General features: G+C 61.1%; 21 protein-coding genes and 2 pseudogenes. 15 read left to right on the forward strand and 8 right to left on the reverse strand.

Annotation, left to right across the window (positions count from 1 at the left end; all coding sequences use genetic code 11):
• A complete protein-coding gene (locus AC07WT_RS36740) occupies positions 1 to 816 on the reverse strand; it encodes a COG4705 family protein (RefSeq protein ID WP_494950746.1) in 816 nt (271 codons plus the stop codon).
• Between the two features lie 601 nt (positions 817 to 1,417).
• On the opposite strand from AC07WT_RS36740, the gene AC07WT_RS36745 reads away from it, so the two are divergent.
• Positions 1,418 to 1,684 carry a hypothetical protein gene (locus AC07WT_RS36745; protein ID WP_492595283.1) on the forward strand — a complete coding sequence of 89 codons (267 nt, stop codon included), beginning with the start codon at positions 1,418 to 1,420 and terminating at the stop codon, positions 1,682 to 1,684.
• A 131-nt stretch (positions 1,685 to 1,815) separates the two neighbouring features.
• Here the strand turns inward: AC07WT_RS36745 and AC07WT_RS36750 are convergent, their stop codons facing one another.
• The 5 genes and pseudogenes from AC07WT_RS36750 to AC07WT_RS36770 all read right to left on the reverse strand — a co-directional run.
• Positions 1,816 to 2,400 carry a fasciclin domain-containing protein gene (locus AC07WT_RS36750; RefSeq protein WP_494950747.1) on the reverse strand — a complete coding sequence of 195 codons (585 nt, stop codon included), beginning with the start codon at positions 2,398 to 2,400 and terminating at the stop codon, positions 1,816 to 1,818.
• A 129-nt stretch (positions 2,401 to 2,529) separates the two neighbouring features.
• Positions 2,530 to 3,252: an anti-sigma factor gene (locus AC07WT_RS36755; RefSeq protein ID WP_494950748.1), complete on the reverse strand. Its 723-nt coding sequence runs from the start codon at positions 3,250 to 3,252 to the stop codon at positions 2,530 to 2,532.
• Positions 3,249 to 3,842, reverse strand: coding sequence for a sigma-70 family RNA polymerase sigma factor (locus AC07WT_RS36760; RefSeq protein ID WP_494950749.1), 594 nt, complete (start codon positions 3,840 to 3,842; stop codon positions 3,249 to 3,251). The genes AC07WT_RS36755 and AC07WT_RS36760 overlap by 4 nt, the downstream gene beginning before the upstream one ends.
• A 519-nt stretch (positions 3,843 to 4,361) precedes the next feature.
• Complete coding sequence (locus AC07WT_RS36765; RefSeq protein ID WP_494950750.1) at positions 4,362 to 4,778, reverse strand: universal stress protein; 417 nt, start codon at positions 4,776 to 4,778, stop codon at positions 4,362 to 4,364.
• A 127-nt stretch (positions 4,779 to 4,905) separates the two neighbouring features.
• Positions 4,906 to 5,031 (reverse strand): annotated as a pseudogene (locus AC07WT_RS36770) (winged helix-turn-helix domain-containing protein); the annotation flags it as partial.
• A 195-nt stretch (positions 5,032 to 5,226) separates the two neighbouring features.
• Here AC07WT_RS36770 and AC07WT_RS36775 point away from each other — a divergent pair.
• Positions 5,227 to 5,613, forward strand: a complete 387-nt coding sequence (locus AC07WT_RS36775; RefSeq protein ID WP_494950751.1) for an MAPEG family protein — start codon at positions 5,227 to 5,229, stop codon at positions 5,611 to 5,613.
• Between the two features lie 163 nt (positions 5,614 to 5,776).
• Here AC07WT_RS36775 and AC07WT_RS36780 read toward each other — a convergent pair whose 3' ends face one another.
• Entirely contained in the window at positions 5,777 to 6,277 is a 501-nt protein-coding gene (locus AC07WT_RS36780; RefSeq protein WP_494950752.1) for a lysozyme inhibitor LprI family protein, read from the reverse strand.
• A 383-nt stretch (positions 6,278 to 6,660) separates the two neighbouring features.
• On the opposite strand from AC07WT_RS36780, the gene AC07WT_RS36785 reads away from it, so the two are divergent.
• Both AC07WT_RS36785 and AC07WT_RS36790 read left to right on the forward strand, forming a co-directional pair.
• Positions 6,661 to 8,199, forward strand: coding sequence for a methyl-accepting chemotaxis protein (locus AC07WT_RS36785; protein WP_494950753.1), 1,539 nt, complete (start codon positions 6,661 to 6,663; stop codon positions 8,197 to 8,199).
• A 12-nt stretch (positions 8,200 to 8,211) separates the two neighbouring features.
• A pseudogene (locus tag AC07WT_RS36790) lies at positions 8,212 to 8,340 on the forward strand (TlpA family protein disulfide reductase); the annotation flags it as partial.
• Positions 8,341 to 8,387: 47 nt separating this feature from the next.
• On the opposite strand, the gene AC07WT_RS36795 reads toward AC07WT_RS36790, so the two are convergent.
• Positions 8,388 to 9,470, reverse strand: coding sequence for a LacI family DNA-binding transcriptional regulator (locus tag AC07WT_RS36795; protein ID WP_494950754.1), 1,083 nt, complete (start codon positions 9,468 to 9,470; stop codon positions 8,388 to 8,390).
• A 117-nt stretch (positions 9,471 to 9,587) separates the two neighbouring features.
• On the opposite strand from AC07WT_RS36795, the gene AC07WT_RS36800 reads away from it, so the two are divergent.
• The 11 genes from AC07WT_RS36800 to AC07WT_RS36850 all read left to right on the forward strand — a co-directional run bounded on the left by AC07WT_RS36800 (position 9,588) and on the right by AC07WT_RS36850 (position 22,633).
• On the forward strand, positions 9,588 to 10,604 hold the full coding sequence (locus tag AC07WT_RS36800; protein ID WP_494950755.1) for a Gfo/Idh/MocA family protein: 1,017 nt from the start codon (positions 9,588 to 9,590) through the stop codon (positions 10,602 to 10,604).
• Positions 10,605 to 10,625: 21 nt separating this feature from the next.
• Positions 10,626 to 12,218, forward strand: a complete 1,593-nt coding sequence (locus AC07WT_RS36805) for an acyl CoA:acetate/3-ketoacid CoA transferase (protein ID WP_494950756.1) — start codon at positions 10,626 to 10,628, stop codon at positions 12,216 to 12,218.
• On the forward strand, positions 12,211 to 12,993 hold the full coding sequence (locus AC07WT_RS36810) for an enoyl-CoA hydratase/isomerase family protein (protein WP_494950757.1): 783 nt from the start codon (positions 12,211 to 12,213) through the stop codon (positions 12,991 to 12,993). The genes AC07WT_RS36805 and AC07WT_RS36810 overlap by 8 nt, the downstream gene beginning before the upstream one ends.
• Before the next feature lies 1 nt (position 12,994).
• Positions 12,995 to 14,536: an aldehyde dehydrogenase family protein gene (locus AC07WT_RS36815; protein ID WP_494950758.1), complete on the forward strand. Its 1,542-nt coding sequence runs from the start codon at positions 12,995 to 12,997 to the stop codon at positions 14,534 to 14,536.
• A gap of 87 nt (positions 14,537 to 14,623) precedes the next feature.
• The gene (locus AC07WT_RS36820; RefSeq protein ID WP_492595317.1) at positions 14,624 to 15,880 is read left to right on the forward strand and encodes an ABC transporter substrate-binding protein; all 1,257 of its coding nucleotides are present in this window, start codon (positions 14,624 to 14,626) and stop codon (positions 15,878 to 15,880) included.
• 149 nt (positions 15,881 to 16,029) lie between these two features.
• Positions 16,030 to 16,929 carry a carbohydrate ABC transporter permease gene (locus AC07WT_RS36825; protein ID WP_494950759.1) on the forward strand — a complete coding sequence of 300 codons (900 nt, stop codon included), beginning with the start codon at positions 16,030 to 16,032 and terminating at the stop codon, positions 16,927 to 16,929.
• 55 nt (positions 16,930 to 16,984) lie between these two features.
• Positions 16,985 to 17,878 carry a carbohydrate ABC transporter permease gene (locus tag AC07WT_RS36830; RefSeq protein WP_492595297.1) on the forward strand — a complete coding sequence of 298 codons (894 nt, stop codon included), beginning with the start codon at positions 16,985 to 16,987 and terminating at the stop codon, positions 17,876 to 17,878.
• A 4-nt stretch (positions 17,879 to 17,882) separates the two neighbouring features.
• A complete protein-coding gene (locus tag AC07WT_RS36835; protein WP_494950760.1) occupies positions 17,883 to 18,989 on the forward strand; it encodes an ABC transporter ATP-binding protein in 1,107 nt (368 codons plus the stop codon).
• A 48-nt stretch (positions 18,990 to 19,037) separates the two neighbouring features.
• Complete coding sequence (locus AC07WT_RS36840; RefSeq protein WP_492595299.1) at positions 19,038 to 19,817, forward strand: 3-ketoacyl-ACP reductase; 780 nt, start codon at positions 19,038 to 19,040, stop codon at positions 19,815 to 19,817.
• An 11-nt stretch (positions 19,818 to 19,828) separates the two neighbouring features.
• Positions 19,829 to 21,451 carry a GMC family oxidoreductase gene (locus AC07WT_RS36845; RefSeq protein WP_494950761.1) on the forward strand — a complete coding sequence of 541 codons (1,623 nt, stop codon included), beginning with the start codon at positions 19,829 to 19,831 and terminating at the stop codon, positions 21,449 to 21,451.
• A gap of 9 nt (positions 21,452 to 21,460) precedes the next feature.
• Complete coding sequence (locus AC07WT_RS36850; protein ID WP_494950762.1) at positions 21,461 to 22,633, forward strand: dihydrodipicolinate synthase family protein; 1,173 nt, start codon at positions 21,461 to 21,463, stop codon at positions 22,631 to 22,633.
• Positions 22,634 to 22,704 lie beyond the last annotated feature (71 nt).

Below are 22,704 nucleotides of genomic sequence, written 5' to 3' on the forward strand. Positions count from 1 at the left end.
TCAGGCGCCCCCGTATTCGCCGCTCGCTCTCACCGGCTTTGTCCGGGTTGCCGGGCGTTGAGGAATCAGCATGACGCACGCAACAATGAAGACCAGCAATATCACCGACGCATACAGCCGGCTGACGTGCAGGCCGCCGTCGGTGACGGGTTTGTCGAGGAAATCTCCAAGCGTCGCGCCAAGCGGACGCGTCAGGATGAAAGCGGCCCAGAACAGCAGCGTGTGCGAGATACGCTTCCAGAAATAAAGACCCGCCACAATCGCCAGGCCGCCGCCGAAAATCAGCGCGCCGTACTCGTATCCGAGACCCAGGCCGCCGCGGTCCGAGCCTGCCACCCAATCGCCCAGCGCTGTACCCAGCGTCTGCGAAAACAGGATTGTGATCCAGTAGAACCACTCGGCCTTGGGCGTCGTGATGCTCTGGACCGACACACTGCCCTCCGCCTTGTACCAGATGACGAGGCTCGCAAGCAGCAGTGCGAACACGATGGCGACGCCGCCCGGATAACCTACACCCATTGATCGATCGAAGAAGTCGGCCATGGTCGTGCCGAGCGTCGTGGTCGCGACGATCGTCGCCCAATATAAGGATGGACGAAACCGCTCGGCCTTGATTTGTCCCGAAACGAGTCCGATAAAGATGACCGCAAAAATGGCCGAGCCGATCAGATAGCCCAGGTTGAGCGACATCGTCACCCAGTCGCCGCCCGTTTCTCCAAGCGTAGTTCCGGCAATCTTGACAATCCAGAAGCCCAATGTGACTTGCGGGACCTTGCTGACCGCATGTTCCAATATCTGCCGCGCGTCGCTTTTCATATTGATGAATGCCCTTGTTCAAAGTTAAACAGAAACCGTGACCAAGCATGACAGACAGTCGCTTAACGTCTGCTTAAGGAAGTCGAGGGCAGATTTCACTGGCTGCAGGAATGGCTGTTATTCCGGGCAGAGACCTATCCGTCGGGTAGGGTGAAGTCTAGCGAATGTCCGCCAGGCAGTCGCCGGCGCTTCATAGAAACCTCGGCTGGACCGAGCGCCAAAATGCATAAAATTTGGCTTATTTTTATCGCTAAAGACATTAACTATCGTAAATCGTTAGTCGGTCCTACTCTCTAATCACCTCCCATCGTGCTTCGGTCGCCGCACTCGAGTCGCCGATAGCGCGACCGGGGGGCGAGGTCGAATGCAAACCGAAACGGCACCGTTATGCAGTCGCATAGATGGAATGCCGTGAATCCGGATCACACCGCGCTGGTCCTAATAGCTCACGATACCTGCGCGCGTATTCGCTGCAGTGAATTCGCCAGACCAATCAACAACTATTGCACCTCGTCATCGCTTACCCCTACACACGGACTTTTGTAAGGTCAACATGCAAGAATTCAAAAAACATTTCCGTCGGATAGGAGGGCGATGAGCCATGATGCAGCCCACCAGGAATCTGACTGAGCCAATCCTTTGTACCGACTCTACCGTGTTGTTTTCGGCGTACGGCTTCGGCTGGGGATACTGCGCCTTTGCGCTGCCTTGCGAAGTCGTTTGCGAAGAACTCGGCGCTGCGAACCGGACCCCCAGGCAATTGCTGCTCGCCTTCGAGCTTGGCAAGCATCGGCTGTTGCAGGCAGTAGAGGCGAAGGAAGCGCCAGACACCGGCGAACGTGTAACGCTGTCGGCCGCTGACCTGTAATGCAGGACTGCGGCGCCGCGACATCACGCACGGATCGCCTGCCCACGCAATACGAAGCGGACTGGCCGCCGACCTGCCACTCTAAACGCAGTCGTCGCAACAGCCAGTCCCCCGAGGTTTTCACGCGGACGTCAAGGCATCAGCACCGTGTCGACGACATGAATCACGCCGTTGGATTGCATGACGTCGCCAATCGTCACGTGTGCGATATCCCCCTTGTCGTCGGTGATAGCCCAACCTTTGCTGTCCTTACTGACGATCAGTGAATCGCCCTCGACCGTTTTCAGGTTGGCCTTGCCGCCCCCCTGTTCGACCGCCATGGCGAGGTCGTGTGCGGTGATGCGGCCCGGCACGACGTGATACGTGAGCACTTTCACGAGTGTCGGCTTGTTCTCGGGTTTGAGCAGCGTCTGGACTGTTCCGGACGGCAACGCCGCGAATGCTTCGTTGGTCGGCGCGAACACCGTAAATGGCCCCTTGCCCGACAGCGTATCGACGAGACCGCCGGCCTTGACGGCCGCCACCAGCGTCGTGTGGTCCTTCGAATTCACCGCGTTATCGATGATATTTTTTGACGGATACATCGGCGCGCCGCCGACTTCCACCGTGTTATCGGTGGACATCGATCCGGCCGTAGCGGCCGGCGTCACCACGCCCAAGGTCAGCGCGAGCGCGAGCATCGCGCCGATAGTCTTCATATTGTTGCAGGATTGCATTTCGGTTCTCCCCGAAAGATCGACGCTTCCGGACTGGAAGCAATCGAAGATACGGGTCCAACGAACGGGCGGATGCACGCGCATCAATTAAACACAAACGCACGCGAAGAACCTTGCCGCAAGAACGGTTCACGTCCCGCCGACAACCCCTTTCGCCAGTACCGGCCCGGTCGGTTGTCCGGTAGGCGACCCGCCGGACGGCTCCAGCGACACAGCCAGGATCGCGCGGGCGTTCAACTGCGCGATCCGGGCCTGCGGCAGCGATACGATAGTCGGCCGGTCCGCGGCAATGACGCCGAGCGAGATGGGCCGTGCGCCCGGCGGGATGATCCATAGTTCGGTGGAACGGTCGGCCACCGCCGGTACGTTGTCTGCTGGAACGATCACCATGCGGGCACGCTGAACGTCGACGGTGGCGGTCCATCCCGCACCCCCGCCTTGCCGGACGATGCTGGCGACCATGTAGTCATGATTGCCCGGCGCCGTAACGGGCGCCCGTCCGACCGGCAACACAGACACGATAGCGAGCGCGACAGCCACGACGCTCGAACCGATACCGATCACGCGCCACAAACGAACGTTGTCCCATAGCCTGACGCGTGGCGCGCGCGGCGCCGGCCGCGCGAAACCCAGCTCGGACTGGATGCGCGCCCACACCTGCGGAGGCGCCGTGATCTCGCCGATATCCTCGCTCAGCGGCATCAAGCGGTTCTGCCAGCGAGCCACGTTAGCCGCCAGATGAGGATCGTGTCGCATCGCCTCTTCGATCTGGCGGCGCTCGGCAGCGTCGAGCACACCCAGCGCGTACTCGGCGCACCGCAGATCGTCGGGTTCGTGTAAGGGCGTATTCATTGCTCGAGACAGGCTCTGAGCTGAATCAGGCTACGCCGGATCCAGCTTTTCATGGTGCCCAGCGGCACACTCAGGCGCTCCGCCAGCTCGGCATACGTCGCGCCCGTGAAAAAGGCTTCCCGTACGATCTTGCCGTGCCCGGCAGGCAGCCTTTCCAGACAATGCTCCAGACGCCGTCTCTGCTGGCTGCGCTCGGCCAACGCGGCCGGTGACGGATGCTCGTCGACGATGTCCTCTTCTGTCGACTCATCCAGCGATTCCTCGCGGCGGCGGCGCAAGCGGTCGATCGCCCGGTTGCGCGCGATCGTCGCGAGCCAGGTGACGGCGCCGGCCATTCCAGGGTCGAAGATTGCGGCTCGGCGCCATACCGTGACATAGACGTCCTGAAGCACGTCCTCGGCTTCGCTGCGATCTCGCAGCATCTTCACGCAAATGCCAAACAGCTTTGCAGAAGTGCGCTGATAGAGCGTGGCGAATGCTGCCTGGTCGCCTTCACCGGTGCGGAGCAGAAGCCGGTTGAGTTCGTCGCGGCGCCGGGCCTCGAAGTCATCCGCGATCCCGTCGCCGTCGGCCGCTGCATTTCCTTGCATGGGCATCGCATTCTCTGCAGGTTGGCCGTGCATGATCGGGAATAGCGGTAGTTTAGCAGCGCGGCGGCCAGTCGAAACGAGTGCCTCCTGGGGTCGTTGCCATCGCATCCCGAGACTCTCCCTGAGCATAAGACCGCGCATTCGATGGCTATGCACGAAGCGGCAAGTCCTCACCGAGCTATACGGATCAAGCGGCACGCCGGATGCAAACTGGCGGAAAAAAGTTTCTTCCGCGGGTTGCTTTACCGACCCGTCCTCCTCGGCATCGCAGCTACCACCCCGTTTTCCGCAGTTGAATCCCCGATAGCCCATTTCAAACGTCGATTTGGCCCGATCGGGTGCAAAATGACCGCCTGGATGTTGGGCCGTCGTCGTGCACCCCGCACCAGAGCCATCGACCGACGCAAACTACGCCGGAATGCCTACGCAGGTTGGGAGGGGACATGAACGCCTTCAGCAACATCTGGCGTCTGATTGTCGGCAAACAGATGGTGCTGCTGCCAATGAACGTGGGTTGATTCAGTGGACCATCGTCACCGGGGTGACGGTGCGCCGCGAGAGTGCCGCGAGCGTCGCCAGCCGGCGGAAGAATCCCATATGACTGGCGTCGATCACCATCACGTCAGGCTGCGTCGTTGCCGCATAGGCGGCGATGGCCTTGGTGCGGTGGCCGAATACGCGTTTCCACCGATACGGTACGCCGGCTTCTTCGAGGATCGCACGGGCCTCGATCAGCGCCTTCAGCATGGCCTGCTTTTCCAGACGCACCAGTGAGCTTCGGGAGTGGAAGGCTGCCGCGCGCCCCTGGTCCACGGGTTCGAGTACTTCCAGCAATTCGACTTCGGTGACGCAGCGCTCCAGAAACATGAATGCAGCGAAACGTGCGGCTTCTACTGCTCCGCCGTTGCCGAACACAGGGATCAGCATTCTTAACACCGAAAACTCCTATCCCGCACTATGTACTTTCAGCTTAGCTAAAGCTGCGTTAACACAGTGTAAAAGTATCGGAGGTTTTCAAACTCCTTGCGGACTCTCGCCCCGCTCGGGAATTCGCGCCGCCAGATCAGCGCACGCCGACGAGGCGATAACCCACGCCCGCTTCGGTGATGATGTGCTCGGGGCGAGCCGGATCGCGTTCGAGCTTGTGACGCAGATGCCCCATGTAGATTCGCAAGTAGTGGTGGTTGTCCGTTCGCAATGTGGCCGAAGACATGAGGCGACCGAGCCGTTTATCCGCGAGCATATAATCAGACCGCACGCCCTTTCAAATGGAGCTTCCGAGGCTATCCGCTGCAAATCGGTGCATCGTAATCGAGAGACCGACATGCCAGCTTTACTTACCAAACCGGCGTTCGTTGATTCCCTGCCAAGGAGGCTCGTTCAAATGGACAACGTTGCTCTCGCATGCGCGGTAGTTCTAGGGCTACTACTGTTCGGCCTCGGATTGTCCGTCTCGGTGATGCGTTTTCGCGAAGGCACCGGCTCAGGCTGCGAGCTGGATCCCGCGAACCGGCTACACAAGCTCGTCCGGGCTCATGCCAACACGGCCGAATACGCGCCGTTCCTCGCGTTGCTGTTTCTCTATCTTGGCGCGCGATCGCCTTCGACGGCGACAGTATCGCTGATCGTCGCGGCAACCGTGTGCCGCTGTTTGCTTGTCGTCGGACTGATCGCATGGCCAACGATGGCAAAACCCAACCCTTTCCGGTTCGTCGGCGCACTTGGGACCTACCTGACCGGTGGGGCGCTGTGTGCGATTCTGCTGCGTTGAGATGCGCCAGACAGACGAGATCGCATGTGCGGCGCCATGCCAGCCATACCAGCACCGCACACCTGCGCGAGCGCACCGAGCGGTTTATCCGCGAGCGTAGTCAGGCCGCGTGCCCCTTCAAACGGAGTTTCCGGGGCTATCCGCTCGAGCGGCTCGGATTCGACTACTGCGTGCTCGCGGTTGTCGCATTCGCCACCGACGTGCCTTTCATCTTCCGAACCGCGTCAGCTGCCGAAGGCACGAGTTTTTGCGCTGCCAGCGACGCTTCGAAGGCTTCGTGGCGCGCCTGCTTCGCCTGTTCATAGTCGGCGTCCAATTCGACGATCCGGCGGTCGTACCAGCTCTTCACGCACGCCTGGTCGGTGCAGTGGTGCTGCCGCCAGAGCCATTGCTGGGTGCGCGCCGCTTCGAGCGCTGCGGGGTCGAGCGTGGTGTCCTTTGCGCGGTGCCAGGAGGCGGCGAGACGGTCGTCGAGTGCCGACAGTTCCGGATCTTTACAGACGATCTTTTCCGACGCGGACGACTTGCTCGTGCACTTGAAGCTTGCCGCGGATGCATCGGCGGCAAGCGTAGCGCCTACCACCAGCATGCCGATCGACAGCAAAGCCGACGGCTTCGCGAGGCGCTGGAGAGCGCAAGAGAAAACAGTGTTGAAAGTAAACATGCCGAGCCTCTGTTCAGGGAAGTAACCAGGCTGAGGCGTGGCGGGACATCGTCGCGACCTGCCGCCATGCTTTCAGGGATGCGGTTTCTGAGAGAACAGGATAGTGCGGGCGCGATTTTGCGATTAAGAGAGAAAAACCCGTGATCCGGAAGTGATTACAAGAACTTTCCACGCAATCCAGGCGCCCCGTCGAACAGGATCGTCCGTGTCAACGATTGGCGCCTTTCGAGAATGAAGCGGTCGCTTTACCAGATCTGCGGCTGCGATCGGTAGCTCTCACAAGTGACGCCTGCCAGTCAAAAAAATCGCTAAAGGTTCAAGCGCGGTTGGTCGTTATATGTACTGTACGGTTAACTTTGCGCGCCCCCGCCGGCTATATTCCCATGAAAGTTTCGACCAAACTGGTTCTGATTGTCTGCACCGCGCTGGCAGGTGTCGTTAGCATCGCTGCAATCGCGCTGTCACAACTCGACCATGCCCTGATCGAGAGCCGTCAGGCGCAGATCGAAACGCTGCTGATCAAAGCGGAACATCTCGTGCTGTACTACCAGTCGCTCGAGGCGAGCGGCAAGATGAGCCGCGAAGACGCGCAGGCCGCCGCCAAAACGGCGCTCAGTCAGTTGAACGCGAACAGCCAGAGCTACTACTGGGTGACGAATACCGACAGTATCAATCTGGTCCACCCGAACCCGAGTCTCGTCGGCACCAAGACCGGCGGCAACAAGACGACGTCTGGCGATCTCACCGATACGCAGGCCTATCAGCAAGGACTTGCAAGCAGACATTTTGCGCTGGTGGACGTCCTGATCAAACGCTCTCAAAACGGCCCGCTCGAAGCCAAGCTGCAAGGCGTGGTCGCGATTCCGGCATGGCAATGGTGGATCGGCACAGGCTTTTTCCACGACGACATCAACGTGGCGTACTGGAAGCTCGCGAAAACGCTGATCGCGCTCTCGCTTGCGATCTTCGCCGCGGTTAGCGGCATGGCGTGGGTCATGACGCGCAGCGTGAAGCGTGAACTGGGCGGCGAACCGGCAGAGGCCGCAGTGTTTGCGGCGCAGATCGCCTCGGGCAATCTGGCGGCCAATATCAAGCTCGCGCCGACTGACCGTTCGAGTTTGCTGTACGCGTTGAGCGAGATGCGGCAGAAGCTGCGCGAACTGGTGCAAGGCATTCAGCATTCGAGCGATTCGATTGCGACGGGCTCGGGTGAAATCGCGCAAGGCAACACCGATCTGTCGCAACGTACCGAAGAACAGGCTGCGTCCTTGCAGGAGACGGCAGCGAGCATGGAGCAGTTGACGGCCACCGTGAAGCAGAATGCCGACAACGCGCGGCAGGCGAGCCAGCTAGCGGAGCTCGCCACGGCAGCCACCCGGCGCGGCGGCAATGCGGTCGATGAGGTGATCGGCAAGATGCAGGGCATCGCCGACGAATCGCGCAAGATCGGCCAGATCATCGCGGTCATCGAAGGCATCGCGTTCCAGACCAACATTCTCGCGCTCAATGCAGCGGTCGAAGCGGCACGGGCTGGTGAGGAAGGGCGCGGCTTTGCGGTGGTCGCAGGCGAAGTGCGCACGCTCGCGCAACGCAGCGCGGCGGCGGCGAAAGACATCAAGGATCTGATCCAATCGTCCGTGGCGCGTGTTGACGACGGCACGGATCAGGTGGCGGTCGCGGGCGAACGGATGAGTGAAATCGTTCAGTCGATCCGGCACGTCAGCGACATCATGAGCGAGATTGCCGCAGCGTCGCTCGAACAGAGCACCGGTATCGAGCAGGTCAATCGCGCGGTGTCGCAGATGGACGAAGTGACGCAGCAAAACGCGGCGCTGGTCGAACAGGCGGCCGCGGCTGCGGCATCGCTTGACGAACAAGCCGCACGGTTGCAGACGATGGTCGGCACGTTCCGTCTGCAGTAAGCCAGATACTTCCCGGTGAGCTTCACGATCGACCGTTCTGGACTTCTGGCCGACAACGGATGGGACGACAAATCTCCCGTCTGGACATCTGAGCGGCTGGAGCGCGTTGTCACGCCCCTCTTGAGGCAACAGGCACGTTAAATGGTGGTGTGCGCGGCGAACGACGCCGAGGATCGCGTGCGCGGAGTTTATCGCCCTCCAGCAACAGGCTCCCGTTTCCGTGCCGTCCCGGACGTTGCGCTTGCGTGGCTCACGCCGGCGCCTACACTCGACTCTCTGACAACGAGCTCGGGCACCGCGAAGTATTGCACCGGGGGCTTTTCGCCTTCGGATGTTTCGGTCAGCCTGCCCAGCAGCGTCTCGCTCGCGATAGTGCCAAGCTTGCCCGCCCCGGCGAATAGCGTCGTCAAAGGCGGGTTGGTGTGTTCCGCCGCCACGACATTGTCGCAGCCTACGACCGCCAACGCTTTGCCCGCGCGCTTGCCCATCCGGTCAAGCTCGTGCAACACGCCAATGGCGACCTGGTCGTTATAACAGACGACCGCCGTTGGCCGCGGCTTCATCTCGAAGATCGCACGAACCGCGTTGCGGCCTCCCTGCGGCGTCAACTCCACATCGATAATCCAGTCATCGCTGACAGTCAGCGAATGCTTCGCCATGGCGGACAGATAGCCCTCCCTGCGCTGGTTCGCGACCGCATAACCCTTCCGGTTGCCGGCGAAGGCGATTCGAGTGTGTCCCTGTTCGATCAGATGCTCAGTCGCGAGAGCAAAGCCGTATTGGTTATCCACGCCGACCGTGTCGACGTCGGTCCCCATCGGACGCATCACCAGAACCAGAGGAATTCCCCACGATTGAATCTCGGCAGGCAGCTCGTCGGGGGTGCCGAGCGCAGGCGACATGATGAGACCGGCGACATTCTGCTCACGCATCGATCGCAAAACCCTCGTCTGCGTTTCCATGCTTTCCGCCGTGTGGGCCATCAAGGTCGTGTAGCCGGATTGCGCAAGCACCCGTTCGATCGCAACCAGCAATTCAACGAAGAAGGGATTGGTCAAGTCGTTGATCACCATCCCGATCGTCGTGCTGCGCCGCCCTCTGAGCGTCGCGGCCCCGCGGTTGTATACGTAGCCGAGACTGCGAGCGGCCGCGCGCACCTTCTCCGCCGTCTCGGCCCTGATCCGCGGGCTTTCCTGCAAGACGAGCGAGACGGTCGATTTGGAGACGCCGGCAGCGGCGGCAATGTCCTGAATGGTCGGACCAGATTTCATGTTGCTTTGCACAATTGGAACGTTCCAAAAAGTGTTTGACAGCGTGAATTCAGTCTACTACAGTCCGTTGGAACGATCCAACGAATGTGAGTTGGAACGTTCCAACGGAGAGAGACAATGTCCAAGATTCGCTGGGCGCTGATCGGCGCCAGCACCATCGCCGACGAGTGGATGATCAACGCGATACGGTCGCAACCTGACGGCTCGATAGAAGCCGTCGTCAGTGGCAACGAGGACCGCGCCCGTGAATTCGCGCAAAAGCACGGTATCCCGCTTGCCTCGACGGATCTGGACGCGGTCCTCGCCGACCCGGCCATCGACGCCGTCTACATCAGCAGCACCAACGAAAAACACCTCTCTCACGTTCTGGCCGCAGCGAAAGCCGGCAAGCACGTCCTTTGCGAAAAGCCTCTTGCCCTCTCCGAGGCCGAGGCGGCACACATGATCGAAGCATGTGCCGCTCGTAAGGTGATTCTCGGCACCAACCACCATCTGCGTTGCGCGGCATCGCACCGGAAGATGCGCGAACTCATCCGCGCCGGCGCCGTTGGAAAACCGCTTTATGCGCGGGTTTTTCACGCAGTCTGCTTGCCGCCGCATTTGCGCGGCTGGCGGATCGAAAGCCAGGACGCAGGCGGCGGTGTCGTCCTCGACATCTCCGTTCACGACGTCGATACGTTGCGTTTCCTTCTCGACGATGAACCGCTCGAGGTCAGCGCGCTCACCGCTTCGGGATCCCTGGGAACGGCCGGACTCGCCGACGGCGTGATGGCCATCATCCGCTTCCGGAACGGCGTGCTCGCGCAAATTCACGACGCATTCACAGTTCCCTATGCACCGACAGGCCTGGAGGTCCACGGAACAGAAGGATCGCTGTCGGCGCGTGACGTCATGACTCAGCGCGCCGTGGGGCAAGTCGAGCTTCGATCCGCGCGCGGCATCGAACTCATCGATATCGCACACGGCGATCTGTACGTCACCGCGGTTGCCCAGTTTCATCGCGCGATCACAGAGGGACAGGAACCCGCTGCGACGGGCGTTGACGGATACCGCTCCCTGATTACCGCACTGGCTCTCGTGCGGTCCGCCGAAACAGGCGAGCACGTGACGGTCCCTGCTCAATTTGCGCGTTAAGAATGTCCGAGGAGATTCACTGTGGGTCCTAGCAAAGTCATTTCACTGGCAGCGGCCGCGAGCCTGATCAACGACGGCGACGTCGTCACCGTGAGTTCGTCCAGCGGATTGGGATGTCCGGATGCAATGCTCGCCGCCATTGGCGCGCGCTTCGAAGAAGAGAACCATCCGCGCAATCTGACGTTGCTTCATCCGATCGCCGCAGGCGATATGTACGGCATCAAGGGCATCGATCACGTTGCGAAGAAAGGGCTGATCGACACGGTCATTGCCGGTTCGTTTCCGAGCGGTCCATCGAGTCTGCCCATGCCGGACATCTGGCACATGGTCGTCGACAACGACATCCGCGCCTACAACCTGCCCAGCGGCGTGCTTTTCGACATGCATCGCGAAGTTGCAGCGAAACGGCCGGGCGTATTGACGAAGGTCGGTCTGGACACGTATGTGGACCCGTCCCGCCAGGGCGGTGCGATGAACCCGCGAGCTGCAGAGCAGCCAATCGTCGAGAAGGTTTCTTTCGCTGGCGACGAGTGGCTGTACTACAAGAACTTCGTTCCGCAAGTTGCGATCGTGCGCGCCACGACCGCGGATGAGCGCGGCAATCTGTCGTTCGAGCACGAAGGAGCGCTTCTTGGCGGACGCGATCAGGCGCTGGCCGTTCGCAACAACGGCGGCATCGTGATCGCGCAGGTCAAACGCGTGGTCAAGGCCGGCTCACTGCATACGCAGGCGGTGCATATCCCCTGCAATCTCGTGGACTATGTCGTCGTCGATCCTGAACAGAAGCAGACAACGCAGATCGAATACGACCCGGAAATCAGCGGCGAAGTGAAGCTGCCGGATAGCACCTTTGCTTTCGCCGACTGGAACGCGGACAAGGTCATCGCGCGGCGCGCAGCGATGGAACTCGCGCAGAACGACGCGGTGAATCTCGGCTTCGGCATCTCGGCCAACGTCCCGCGAATTCTGCTCGAGGAAGGCTACCGCGACGACGTGACCTGGGTGATCGAGCAAGGCGCGGTCGGCGGCGTTCCTCTACTCGGCTTCGCGTTCGGCTGTTCGGGCAATGCAGACGCGATCATGCCCTCGCCTTCGCAGTTCGTGTATTTCCAGGGCGGCGGATTCGACGTCTCGCTGCTGTCGTTCCTGCAAGTCGACCGCTTCGGCAACGTGAACGTCTCGAAGCTGCCCAGCAAACCCTATCTGACCGCCGGCTGCGGCGGATTCATCGACATCACGACTCACGCGAAGCGGTTAGTGTTCAGCGGCTACTTTACAGCCGGCGCGAAACTCGAAGTGGGCGATGGCCGCCTGACCATCCTCAAGGAAGGCAAGAAGAAGTTCATCGCTGACGTAGACCACGTCACGTTCAGCGGCCGCATGGGCCGGCAACGAAATCAGGAAGTACTTTACGTCACCGAACGCTGCGTGATCCGGCTCGGCTCTGATGGACTCGAGGTAACCGAAATAGCTCCCGGCATCGATCTGCAACGAGATGTGCTGGATCAGTCCGACATCCATCTCGCAGTCTCCCCCGCGCTCAAAACCATGGACGCGTCGATCTTCACGGACGAGCGCTTTGGCTTGAAGCTCAAGGAGGCCCGTCATGTCTGATCAGCCACTGATCCAGATCGACAGGACAGGAGCGGTTGCCGTCATCACGCTCAATCGGCCCGAGAAGCTGAATTCCCTCACGCCTTCCATGCTGGACCAGTTGGAGGCGGCTGCGGCTGGTCTCGAAGCAGATTCGACGCTGCGTGCCGTGGTGCTCACCGGCGCGGGAGAGCGGGCGTTCTGCGTCGGTGCGGACATCAACGAATGGGCAGCGCTCGCCCCGCTCGACATGTGGCGCGTCTGGGTCACCCGCGGTCATCGGATCTTCGATCGTTGGGCTGCGCTGCGTCTGCCGGTTGTCGCCGCCATCAACGGCCCCGCATTAGGCGGTGGTCTGGAACTCGCCGCTGTCGCGGACGTGCGCGTGGCGGACCCCGCGGCGACCTTCGCGCTGCCCGAGGCAAGCATTGCCACCTGTCCCGGCTGGTCGGGCACGCAGCGTCTCGTTTCGCTGATCGGCCCCAGCCATGTCAAATCGCTCGCGTTGACGGCCCGCCGGATCGATGCGCAACGCGCCTATGGAATCGGCCTCGTGGACGAACTTTCCGAACCGAAACAGTCGCTCGACATGGCCATCGCGCTGGCCGAAAAAATCGCGACGCTGGCGCCGGTCTCCGTACAACTGACCAAGCAACTGATCAACGCCGCCTCTGGCCACGGAGCAGGCGCCACCCTGGAAGCGATGGCGGGTGCCTTGTCCGCAACGACGAATGACGCGCGCGAAGGTATGGCCAGCTTCCGTGAACGCCGCAAGGCGCAATACGAGGGTCAATGAAATGACGAACGCATCCGCAATTCCCGCAGCCCCTGCTCTGCTGATGAGCGCTACGACGCCCACGCAAGACAGCTTCAACGGCAGGATGTACATCAACGGCGTGTGGACCGAAGCGCGGGACGGTATGCGCTTCGAGCGACGCAGCCCGGCGCATGGACACGTCGTCAGCACATTTCCGGAGGCGACTTCCGCGGACGTCGAAGCAGCGATCAAAGCCGCTGATTCGGCACTCCGGCAAGGAACGTGGCCGAAACTCAAAGGCGCCGAGCGCGCCCGGATTCTTCTCGCGGTCGCTGAAGGGATCAAGGCTCGCGTCGAAAAGATGTCGCTTCTCGAATCGCTCGAAACCGGCAAACCGCTTGCGCAGGCGCGCGGCGAAGTGTCCGGCTGTGTCGATCTCTGGCAATACGCGGCGAGTCTCGCGCGCACCATCAGCGGCGACGCCTACGACAGCCTCGGCGAAGACATGCTTGGCATCGTGCTGCGTCAGCCGATCGGCGTCGTCGGCCTGATCACGCCCTGGAATTTCCCGCTGTGGATCCTTTCGCAAAAGCTTCCCTTCGCGCTTGCGGCAGGCTGCACCTGCATCGTCAAACCGAGCGAGCTGACCTCGAGTACCACCGTCATGCTGATGGAGGTACTCGAGGAAGCCGGTGTGCCTCCGGGTGTCGTCAATGTCGTGACCGGCAAAGGTCCGACGGTCGGCCAGCCGCTTGCCGAACATCCCGCGATCGACATGCTGTCGTTTACCGGTTCGACCCGCGTGGGCAGCATGCTCGGCGGGCTGGCGTCGAAGAACCTGAAGAAGATCGCGCTGGAACTCGGCGGCAAGAACCCGCAGATCGTCTTCCCTGACTGCGACTGGGAAGCGATGATCGATGCGGTCGTCTTCGGCGTGTATTTCAACGCCGGCGAATGCTGCAACAGCGGCAGCCGTGTACTCGTCCACGAATCCATTGCGGAACGCTTCGCCGAGGCGGTCGTCGAGCGTGCGAAGCAGGTGCCTGTCGGCGACCCGCTGCACCCGGATTGCAAGGTCGGTGCGATCGTCAGCGAAAACCAGTTGCGCGACATTCTCGGCAACGTCGACAAGGGTGTCGAAGCCGGCGCCCGGCTGCGTCTCGGCGGCAAACGCTACGACGCGAAAGGCCTGTATCTGGAGCCGACGATCATCAGCGATGTCACGCCGGACATGGGCATCGCCCGCGACGAGATCTTCGGCCCGGTCCTCGTGATTATTCCCTTCTCCGACGCGCAGCAAGCGATCGATATTGCCAACGACACGGCTTATGGCCTCTCCGCGGCGGTCTGGAGCAGCAACATCGACACGTGCCTCGCCGTTGCGCGCGGCGTGGATGCCGGGACGGTCTGGGTCAATACATTCCTCGACGGCTACCCGGAGTTGCCCTTCGGCGGATTCAAGTCGAGCGGCGTGGGACGTGAGCTCGGCAAACAGGCGGTCGAAGACTACACCGAGACAAAAACGATTCAGCTTCACATCGGGGAACGGAAGAACTGGTGGTTACCGCGCCCGGCGGCCTAACCCAACCCTCATCACCTGGTCACGGCGATCTGTCGCTGTGGAATCGAAAAGAACGCCCATCAAGGGAGCGTAATCATGGAGACGAAGATGTTCAGGAAACGCATTGTTGCGATCGCGGCGGGACTGCTCGCCTGCCACGCCCTGTCTGCCGTTGCGGCCGACACCAGGGAGGTGGAAGTGATGCACTGGTGGACGTCCGGCGGCGAGGCGAAGGCCTTGAGCGTACTCAAGGACGATCTCAAACAGAAGGGTTATGCATGGAAGGACAGCCCGATCGCCGGCGGCGGCGGCGAAGCTGCGCGAACGGTGCTGCGTGCACGCGTGGCCTCGAACAATCCCCCGGACGCCATGCAGATGCTTGGCTTCAGTGTCCAGGACTACGCGGAACAGAGCCTTCTTACGCCGCTCGATAGCGTGGCGTCCAAGGGCGGCTGGGACAAGCTGATCCCTGCTCCGATCCAGCGCTTTTCGAAGGCGGACGGCCACTGGTACGCCGTACCCATCGACGTGCACAGCACCAACTGGATCTGGGCCAACAAAAAGATTTTCGACGAACTGAAGCTGACGCCGCCGCAAACCTTCGACGCACTGGTGGCCGACGCGGACAAAATCCGCAAGGCGGGCTATGTGCCGCTCGCCCACGGCGGCCAGGCATGGCAGGAAGCGACGATCTTCGACAGCGCCGTGATGTCGGCTGGCGGCCCGAAGTTCTATACGGACGCGATGGTCAATCTCGACACCAAGGCGCTCGGCTCGAAGACGATGGAAAAGGCCTTCGATCAGATGCGCAAGCTGCGCGGCATGGTCGATCCTAACTTCTCCGGCCGCGACTGGAACCTCGCGACCTCCATGGTCATCACCGGCAAGGCGGCCATGCAGATCATGGGCGACTGGGCCAAAGGCGAATTCGCCAATGCGGGCAAGAAGGCCGGCGTCGACTATCTGTGCATGCGCTATCCCGGCACCCAGGGCGACTTCATCTTCGTGACCGATCAGTTCGCCACGTTCAAGGCCGGCAGCGACCGGCAGGCAGGCGAATACGCGTTCTCGGAAGCGGTGATGGACAAGGGCGTGCAGGCCAGATTCAATCAGGTGAAGGGCGCGGTTCCGGCCCGCCTCGATGTTCCGTCCGACGGTTTCGACGAATGCGGCGTGAAATCGATGAACGACATGCGCACCGCGCTGAAGAACGGAACCATGGTCGGCAGCTTCGCCCATGGCCAGGCCATGCCGGAAGCGTCGAAGACCGCGATGTACGACGTGGTGACCCACTTCTTCAATTCGAATCAGTCGTCTGCCGACGCAGTGAAGGCACTCGTGAAGGCCGTGGAGAACTCGAAGTAATCGACTAGCCGGCGACGCGAGATGCTCCTGGATATCCGCGTCCCCCGTGTACTCGTTGTACCTGATGTGCAGGTGACACCATGCTCTTACACAATCGCGCCCATTCAGTCGACGCGGCCGCTTCATTGAACCGGTCCGCCGAGCCGAGCGTGAAAAAACGCTCTCTTCGCAACCAGTTCGAAGCGGTTCTTCCCAAGCTCGTTCTCAGCCCGACGCTGATCGTTACGCTTATCTTCGTGTACGGCTTTATCGCCTGGACGACAATCCTCTCGTTCACGCGATCTCGCGCATTCGCCAACTTCAAGTGGGCGGGCTTCCTCCAGTACTCGCGTATCTGGGAGCATCCGCGCTGGCATGTAGCGGTCACGAACCTGGGCATCTACGCATCGCTCTATGTCGCGCTATGTCTCGTGATCGGTCTCACGCTCGCCATTCTTCTCGACCAGCGCATCAGAGCCGAAGGCGGCCTGCGTGCGGTGTTTCTCTATCCGATGGCCCTGTCGTTCATCGTCACGGGCACGGCGTGGAAGTGGATCCTGAATCCCGGCCTCGGGCTCACCAAGCTGTTTCATGACTGGGGTTGGACGACGTTCCAGTTCGACTGGATCATCAATGACGACATGGCCATCTATACGGTCGTGATCGCCGCGGTGTGGCAGGCCTCCGGCTTTGTGATGGCGATGTTTCTCGCGGGACTGCGCGGGATCGACCAGGAAATGATCAAGGCCGCATCGATCGACGGCGCGCGGATGCCTGCGATCTACCGCCGCATCATCATTCCGCAGCTGCGTCCCGTGTTCATCTCCGCGCTGGTCATTCTTGTACACCTGGCCGTCAAGAGCTACGAGCTGGTGATCGCGTTGACCGGAGCCGGACCGGGCTACGCCACCGAGTTGCCGTCGACGTTCATGTATTCGTTCACCTTCACGCGTAACGAACTCGGCATGGGCGCCGCGAGCGCTGTGATGATGCTGTGCACCGTCGCGGCCATCATGGTGCCGTACCTCTACTCTGAAATGCGCCCCCGCCGGACGGCGGGTGGGCATTAAGCGATTCATAGAGACTGATTCACAAAGCCTGATTCACAAAGCCAAGGAGACAATGATGGCTGCCAAATCATGGGACTCGCCACAAATGGTGGTGGGCAAGCACAACTACATCTCACGCATCGTGATCTACTCGATGCTGGCTATCACAGCCGTGGTGTACCTCATACCGCTGCTGGTCATGCTTCTGACGTCGCTCAAACCGCTGCCGGAAGTCTACGCGGGCAATATCCTCGCGCTGCCTCACGAATGGACTATCGCCGCGTGGGAGAAGGCGTGGGGTTCGGCGTGCGTGGGCCTCGATTGCTCAGGTGTCAAAGGCTTCTTCTGGAACTCGTTCCGGATGGTGTTTTCAGCCGTGGCGCTCTCCACCTTGATCGGCGCACTGAATGGCTACGTACTGACCAAGTGGCGTTTCAAGGGCGACAACGTGTTGTTCGCGCTCGTCCTGTTCGGTTGCTTCATTCCGTTTCAGATCGTCCTCATCCCGATGGCGTCGTTCCTCGGAAAAGTGGGCCTCGCACAGTCGATCCCCGGCCTCGTCTTCGTCCACGTCGTGTATGGCCTCTGCTTTACGACGCTCTACTTTCGCAACTACTACATCGCGTTTCCGGATGAACTCGTCAAGGCGGCGATGATCGACGGCGCCCGCTTCTTCCGGATTTTCTTCCGGATTCTGCTGCCGAATTCGGTGCCGATCATCACCGTCACCGTGATCTGGCAATTCACGAATATCTGGAATGACTTTCTGTTCGGCGCATCTTTCACGACCGGCAGCTCCGCGCCGATCACGGTCGCGCTCAACAACATCGTCAACACGTCCACCGGTGTGAAGGAATACAACGTGCAGATGGCAACGGCAATGATCGCCGCGCTGCCGACGCTGCTCGTCTACGTCATTGGCGGCCGCTACTTCGTTCGCGGTTTGATGGCCGGTTCGGTCAAGGGGTAAGAAAATGTCTTCTCTGCACGTATCGAATGTCCGCAAGGCATACGGCTCCACTGAAATTCTTCGCGAGATCAACATCGATGTCGAAGACGGGGACTTCCTTGTTCTCGTCGGCCCGTCTGGTTGCGGCAAGTCCACCCTGCTCTCGTTGATCGCGGGCCTCGACACGCTGAGCGGCGGCGAGATTCGCATCGGCGACGACAAGGTCAACGATCTCCATCCGAGCGAACGCGACATCGCGATGGTGTTCCAGAGCTACGCGCTGTATCCCAACATGACCGTCGGACAGAACATCAGCTTCGGTCTCGAGATGCGCAAGGTGTCGAAACCGGCGCGCGAGAAGGCTGTGCAGGATGCCGCGCGCCTCCTGCAGATCGAGCATCTGCTTGACCGTCGCCCGGCTCAGCTTTCCGGCGGTCAACGGCAGCGCGTCGCAATGGGCCGCGCGCTCGTGCGGCACCCAAAGATCTTTCTCTTCGACGAACCGCTCTCGAATCTCGACGCCAAGCTTCGCGTCGACATGCGCACCGAGATCAAGAAGCTGCATCAGCGGCTCGGCGCGACGATCGTCTATGTCACGCACGATCAGATCGAGGCGATGACGCTTGCCACCAGAATCGCCGTAATGAAGGGCGGCATCCTGCAGCAGCTCGGCACGCCCTCGGAGGTGTACAACACGCCCGCGAATACCTTCGTGGCGACCTTCATGGGCTCACCGTCGATGAATCTGATTCCGGCTCGCATCGAGCAAAGGAACGGCTCGCTCAACCTTCATATCGGCACCGGTGAGGATGCGATCGATCTGGCGTTGCCGGCTCAACCGGCGGCTGTGGAGCGGTATGTCGGAAAGAACGTGATCGCGGGTCTTCGGCCGGAGGCGATCGGCGTCGAGAACGAGCGCGCAACGTCGTCATTCCGCACGGTTCCCGTGAAGATCAACGTGCTCGAGCCGACCGGACCCGATACGTTGGCCGTTCTGGAATTCGGCGGCATGGAGGTGTCGGCGCGCTTGGGCGCCGATATGCCTCACCGGTCAGGAGAGCGCTGCGAATTACGAGTGGATCTCTCGAAACTCGTCCTGTTCGATGCCGAAACGGAAGCCCGGATTCATTGAGCCACGAACGGCGCTGCGGCGTCTCGCGCATAGAAAGATGGTGTAACCATGAGCAATTCAGAGGGAAAGTATCCGACCGCACTGGTAACGGGCGGCCGGCGAGGCATCGGTCGGTCGATCTGCGTTGCGCTTGCGCGTCGCGGGTTCGACGTGGTGTTGACGGATGTCGTGCAGGATGAAGAGGCGGAGCACACCTGCGCGCTGATTCGGCGGGAAGGCCGGGACGCTCTCTTTGTGCAGAGCAACCTGAGCGACCTCGGTTCGCATGCCGGCGTTCTCGAGAAGGCCGTCCGCTTCAAAGGCGGCATCGAGTGCCTGGTGAACAACGCGGGAGTGGGTTCACCGAGCCGCGGAGATCTGCTCGACGTTTCGTCCGAAGCGTTCGACGCCGTGCTCGGCGTCAATCTACGCGGAACGTTTTTCATGTCGCAAGCAGTGGCCCGCCACATGACGGCCACGCCATCCGGCTTCGCCCGCTCGATCATCACGGTCTCGTCGGTATCCGCGGAGATGGCCTCACCCGAACGCGCCGAGTATTGCCTGTCGAAATCCGCCTTGCCGATGATGAACCGGCTCTTCGCGCTCCGCCTGGCGAGCGCGAATATCGCCGTCTTCGAGGTCAGGCCCGGGATCATCAGAACGCCGATGACAGCAGGCGTCGCGCAAAAATACGAGGCGCGCTTCGAACAAGGCCTCGTCCCGGCCGGGCGCTGGGGCGAAAGCGAAGAGGTCGGCCAGGCGGTCGCCACGCTGGCCGACGGCTCTCTCCCGTTCGCCACCGGCAGTGTGCTGAACGTGGACGGCGGCCTGTCTATTCCCGCTTTTTGAAGCCGACTGACATGAAAACGACAACATACGACTACGTGATTGTGGGCGGCGGTTCGGCGGGCTGTGTACTGGCCAATCGCCTTAGTGCCGATCCTTCGGTGAAGGTCCTGCTGCTCGAAGCGGGAGGCTCGGACCGCCATCCCTTCTTTGCGATGCCGGCAGGCTTCGCGAAGATGACAAAGGGAATCGGTTCATGGGGCTGGTACACGGTGCCGCAGAAGCATCTGAACAATCGTGTACTGCGCTTTACGCAGGCCAAGGTAATCGGCGGCGGCTCATCCATCAACGCCCAACTGTATACGCGCGGCGTGCCCGCCGACTACGATGAATGGGAAAGCAAGGCCGGCGCCACGGGTTGGTCTTATCGCGACGTTCTGCCCTATTTCAAGCGCTCGGAGAACAATCAGCGCTTTGCCAACGAATATCACGGCTATGGCGGCCCGCTCGGGGTATCGAATCCGATCAGCCCGCTGCCGATCTGCGAAGCGTTCTTTCAGGCCGGACAGGAACTGGGGATTCCCTTCAACCCCGATTTCAACGGTGCGAGCCAGGAGGGACTCGGCTACTACCAGCTCACCCAGCTCGACGCCCGCCGCTCCTCCACGGCGACCGGCTTTATCAAGCCTGTTCTCGACCGGCCGAACCTGACGGTCCGGATGCAGGCCAGATCGCTGCGTGTGCTTGTCGAGGCGGGCCGGGCGGTCGGCGTGGAACTCGTAGTGGGCAATAGCCGCGATCCGCAAATCGTGCGTGCCGGGCGCGAGGTCATTGTTTCGTCGGGTGCGATCGGTTCACCGAAACTGTTGATGCAATCCGGAATCGGTCCGGCGAGTCATCTGGAATCGGTGGGAATCAAACCCGTGCACAACCTGAAGGGCGTTGGAGAGAATCTTCAGGATCACCTGGATCTCTTTGTCATTGCGGAATGCACCGGCGATCACACCTACGACAAGTACAACAAACTGCACAACGCAGCGTGGGCCGCATTGCAGTACCTGGTGCTGAAGAAAGGGCCTGTCGCTTCCAGCCTCTTCGAAACGGGCGGCTTCTGGTACGCGGATCGCGACTCGCCGTCACGCGACCGATCTCCCGACATCCAGTTTCATCTGGGGTTGGGATCGGGCATCGAAGCGGGCATGGCGAAGCTGAAAAACGCCGGCGTGACGTTGAATACCGCGTACCTTCGCCCTCGCTCGAGAGGCACGGTTCGCCTGGCGAGCTCCGACCCGGCCGCCGCTCCCCTACTCGATCCGAACTACTGGTCCGATCCTCACGATCGCGACATGGCGATCAAGGGCTTACGGATTGCGCGCGACATCATGAGCGCCCCTGCCATGAAGCGGTATGTGCAAAACGAAGTGCTTCCGGGACCGCGCGCGAATACGGACCAGGAGTTGTTCGAATACGCATGCGCGAATGCGAAGACCGATCATCACCCGGTCGGCACATGCAGGATAGGCTCCGCGAGCGATCCGGATAGCGTCGTGACGCCCGATCTTCGTCTGATCGGCCTCGCGGGATTGCGCGTGGTCGACGCGTCGGTCATGCCGTTCGTGCCGTCGTGCAATACCAACGCACCGACGATCATGGTCGCGGAGAAAGCGGCCGACATGATCATTCAATCCAGACAGTGAGAGGATTTCATGCAGATCAATCTACCATCCCACGACGGCGCGATCCAAAGCTACGTGATGCAGCATCAGGAAGACGCGGTGCCTCCCACGACGCACCCTGTTTTCAACCGTATCGCCTATGCGGCGGCGCACGTCGTAGTCGATCCGCGCACGGCGTATGAGCCGTGGGGTGATGCGCCTCGGGTCGATTGGGATAGCACGCTTGCGTTCCGCGAGTATCTCTACGGGCTCGGCTTCAAAGTGGCCGAAGCGATGGACACCGCACAGCGAGGCATGGGCATCGGCTGGCCGACCGCGGCTGAACTGATCCGGCGCAGCATCGCACATGCCCGCACTATTCCAGGCGCCGACCTTGCCTGTGGGGCAGGCACCGACCATCTGGACAATTCGCGCCGCCACACGCTGTCGGACATCATCAATGCATACAACGAGCAATTCGAGGTGGTGGAGTCCGCGGGCGGTCGGCCGATCATGATGGCTAGCCGCGCGCTCTGCGCGGTGGCCCGGTCTGCCGACGACTACAAAAACGTCTATGACGCGGTGATCTCCCCGTCTCGCAACAAGGTCGTCCTGCACTGGCTTGGCGAGGCATTCGACGCTTCCCTTGCAGGCTACTGGGGCAGCAGCAACGTGCAGACTGCGATGGCAACAGTCCTCGACATCATCAGACAGCACCGCAGCAATATCGAGGGCATCAAGATATCGCTGCTGAACGCCGAATACGAATGCCAGCTGCGGTCCCAGCTTCCCGAAGGCGTCTTGATGTTCACCGGTGACGATTACAACTACGGCGACCTGATCGCCGGCGACAGCACCGGCAAATCGCACGCGCTGCTGGGTATCTTCGATCCGATCGCGCCGGTCGCGTCCCGGGCGCTGACGGCGCTTGCCGCAGGCGATCTCGAACACTACCACCAGTTGATTGCGCCGACGGTCTCACTGTCGCGAGAGTTGTTCGTCGCGCCGACGCAGTATTACAAGGCTGGCGTGGTGTTTCTCGCGTGGCTCAACGGCCATCAAAGTCATTTCTCGATGGCGGGTGGCATGCAATCGGCACGGTCCGTCCTGCATTACGCGAACGTGTTCAGAAAGGCAGACGGATCCGGCGTTCTGATTCGGCCGGAACTGGCGCGTCGCCGGATGGGCGAATTCCTCAGCCTCCATGCTGGGATTGAAAACTAGCGGCGAAATTGGCGAATCCGGTTTGCCGGCTATGCAATCGCAAATTCAAAACCACGACGAATGTCCGTGCA

The sequence above is a fragment of the Paraburkholderia sp. GW821-FHT02A12 genome, assembly GCF_059422005.1.

Bases quoted from the DNA above. Each gene is read 5' to 3' on its own strand.
- AC07WT_RS36740 (WP_494950746.1), bottom strand. From the start codon at position 816: ATGAAAAGCGACGCGCGGCAGATATTGGAACATGCGGTCAGCAAGGTC.
- AC07WT_RS36745 (WP_492595283.1), top strand. From the start codon at position 1,418: ATGATGCAGCCCACCAGGAATCTGACTGAGCCAATCCTTTGTACCGAC.
- AC07WT_RS36750 (WP_494950747.1), bottom strand. From the start codon at position 2,400: ATGCAATCCTGCAACAATATGAAGACTATCGGCGCGATGCTCGCGCTC.
- AC07WT_RS36755 (WP_494950748.1), bottom strand. From the start codon at position 3,252: ATGAATACGCCCTTACACGAACCCGACGATCTGCGGTGCGCCGAGTAC.
- AC07WT_RS36760 (WP_494950749.1), bottom strand. From the start codon at position 3,842: ATGCAAGGAAATGCAGCGGCCGACGGCGACGGGATCGCGGATGACTTC.
- AC07WT_RS36775 (WP_494950751.1), top strand. From the start codon at position 5,227: ATGGACAACGTTGCTCTCGCATGCGCGGTAGTTCTAGGGCTACTACTG.
- AC07WT_RS36780 (WP_494950752.1), bottom strand. From the start codon at position 6,277: ATGTTTACTTTCAACACTGTTTTCTCTTGCGCTCTCCAGCGCCTCGCG.
- AC07WT_RS36785 (WP_494950753.1), top strand. From the start codon at position 6,661: ATGAAAGTTTCGACCAAACTGGTTCTGATTGTCTGCACCGCGCTGGCA.
- AC07WT_RS36795 (WP_494950754.1), bottom strand. From the start codon at position 9,470: ATGAAATCTGGTCCGACCATTCAGGACATTGCCGCCGCTGCCGGCGTC.
- AC07WT_RS36800 (WP_494950755.1), top strand. From the start codon at position 9,588: ATGTCCAAGATTCGCTGGGCGCTGATCGGCGCCAGCACCATCGCCGAC.
- AC07WT_RS36810 (WP_494950757.1), top strand. From the start codon at position 12,211: ATGTCTGATCAGCCACTGATCCAGATCGACAGGACAGGAGCGGTTGCC.
- AC07WT_RS36815 (WP_494950758.1), top strand. From the start codon at position 12,995: ATGACGAACGCATCCGCAATTCCCGCAGCCCCTGCTCTGCTGATGAGC.
- AC07WT_RS36820 (WP_492595317.1), top strand. From the start codon at position 14,624: ATGTTCAGGAAACGCATTGTTGCGATCGCGGCGGGACTGCTCGCCTGC.
- AC07WT_RS36830 (WP_492595297.1), top strand. From the start codon at position 16,985: ATGGCTGCCAAATCATGGGACTCGCCACAAATGGTGGTGGGCAAGCAC.
- AC07WT_RS36835 (WP_494950760.1), top strand. From the start codon at position 17,883: ATGTCTTCTCTGCACGTATCGAATGTCCGCAAGGCATACGGCTCCACT.
- AC07WT_RS36840 (WP_492595299.1), top strand. From the start codon at position 19,038: ATGAGCAATTCAGAGGGAAAGTATCCGACCGCACTGGTAACGGGCGGC.
- AC07WT_RS36845 (WP_494950761.1), top strand. From the start codon at position 19,829: ATGAAAACGACAACATACGACTACGTGATTGTGGGCGGCGGTTCGGCG.
- AC07WT_RS36850 (WP_494950762.1), top strand. From the start codon at position 21,461: ATGCAGATCAATCTACCATCCCACGACGGCGCGATCCAAAGCTACGTG.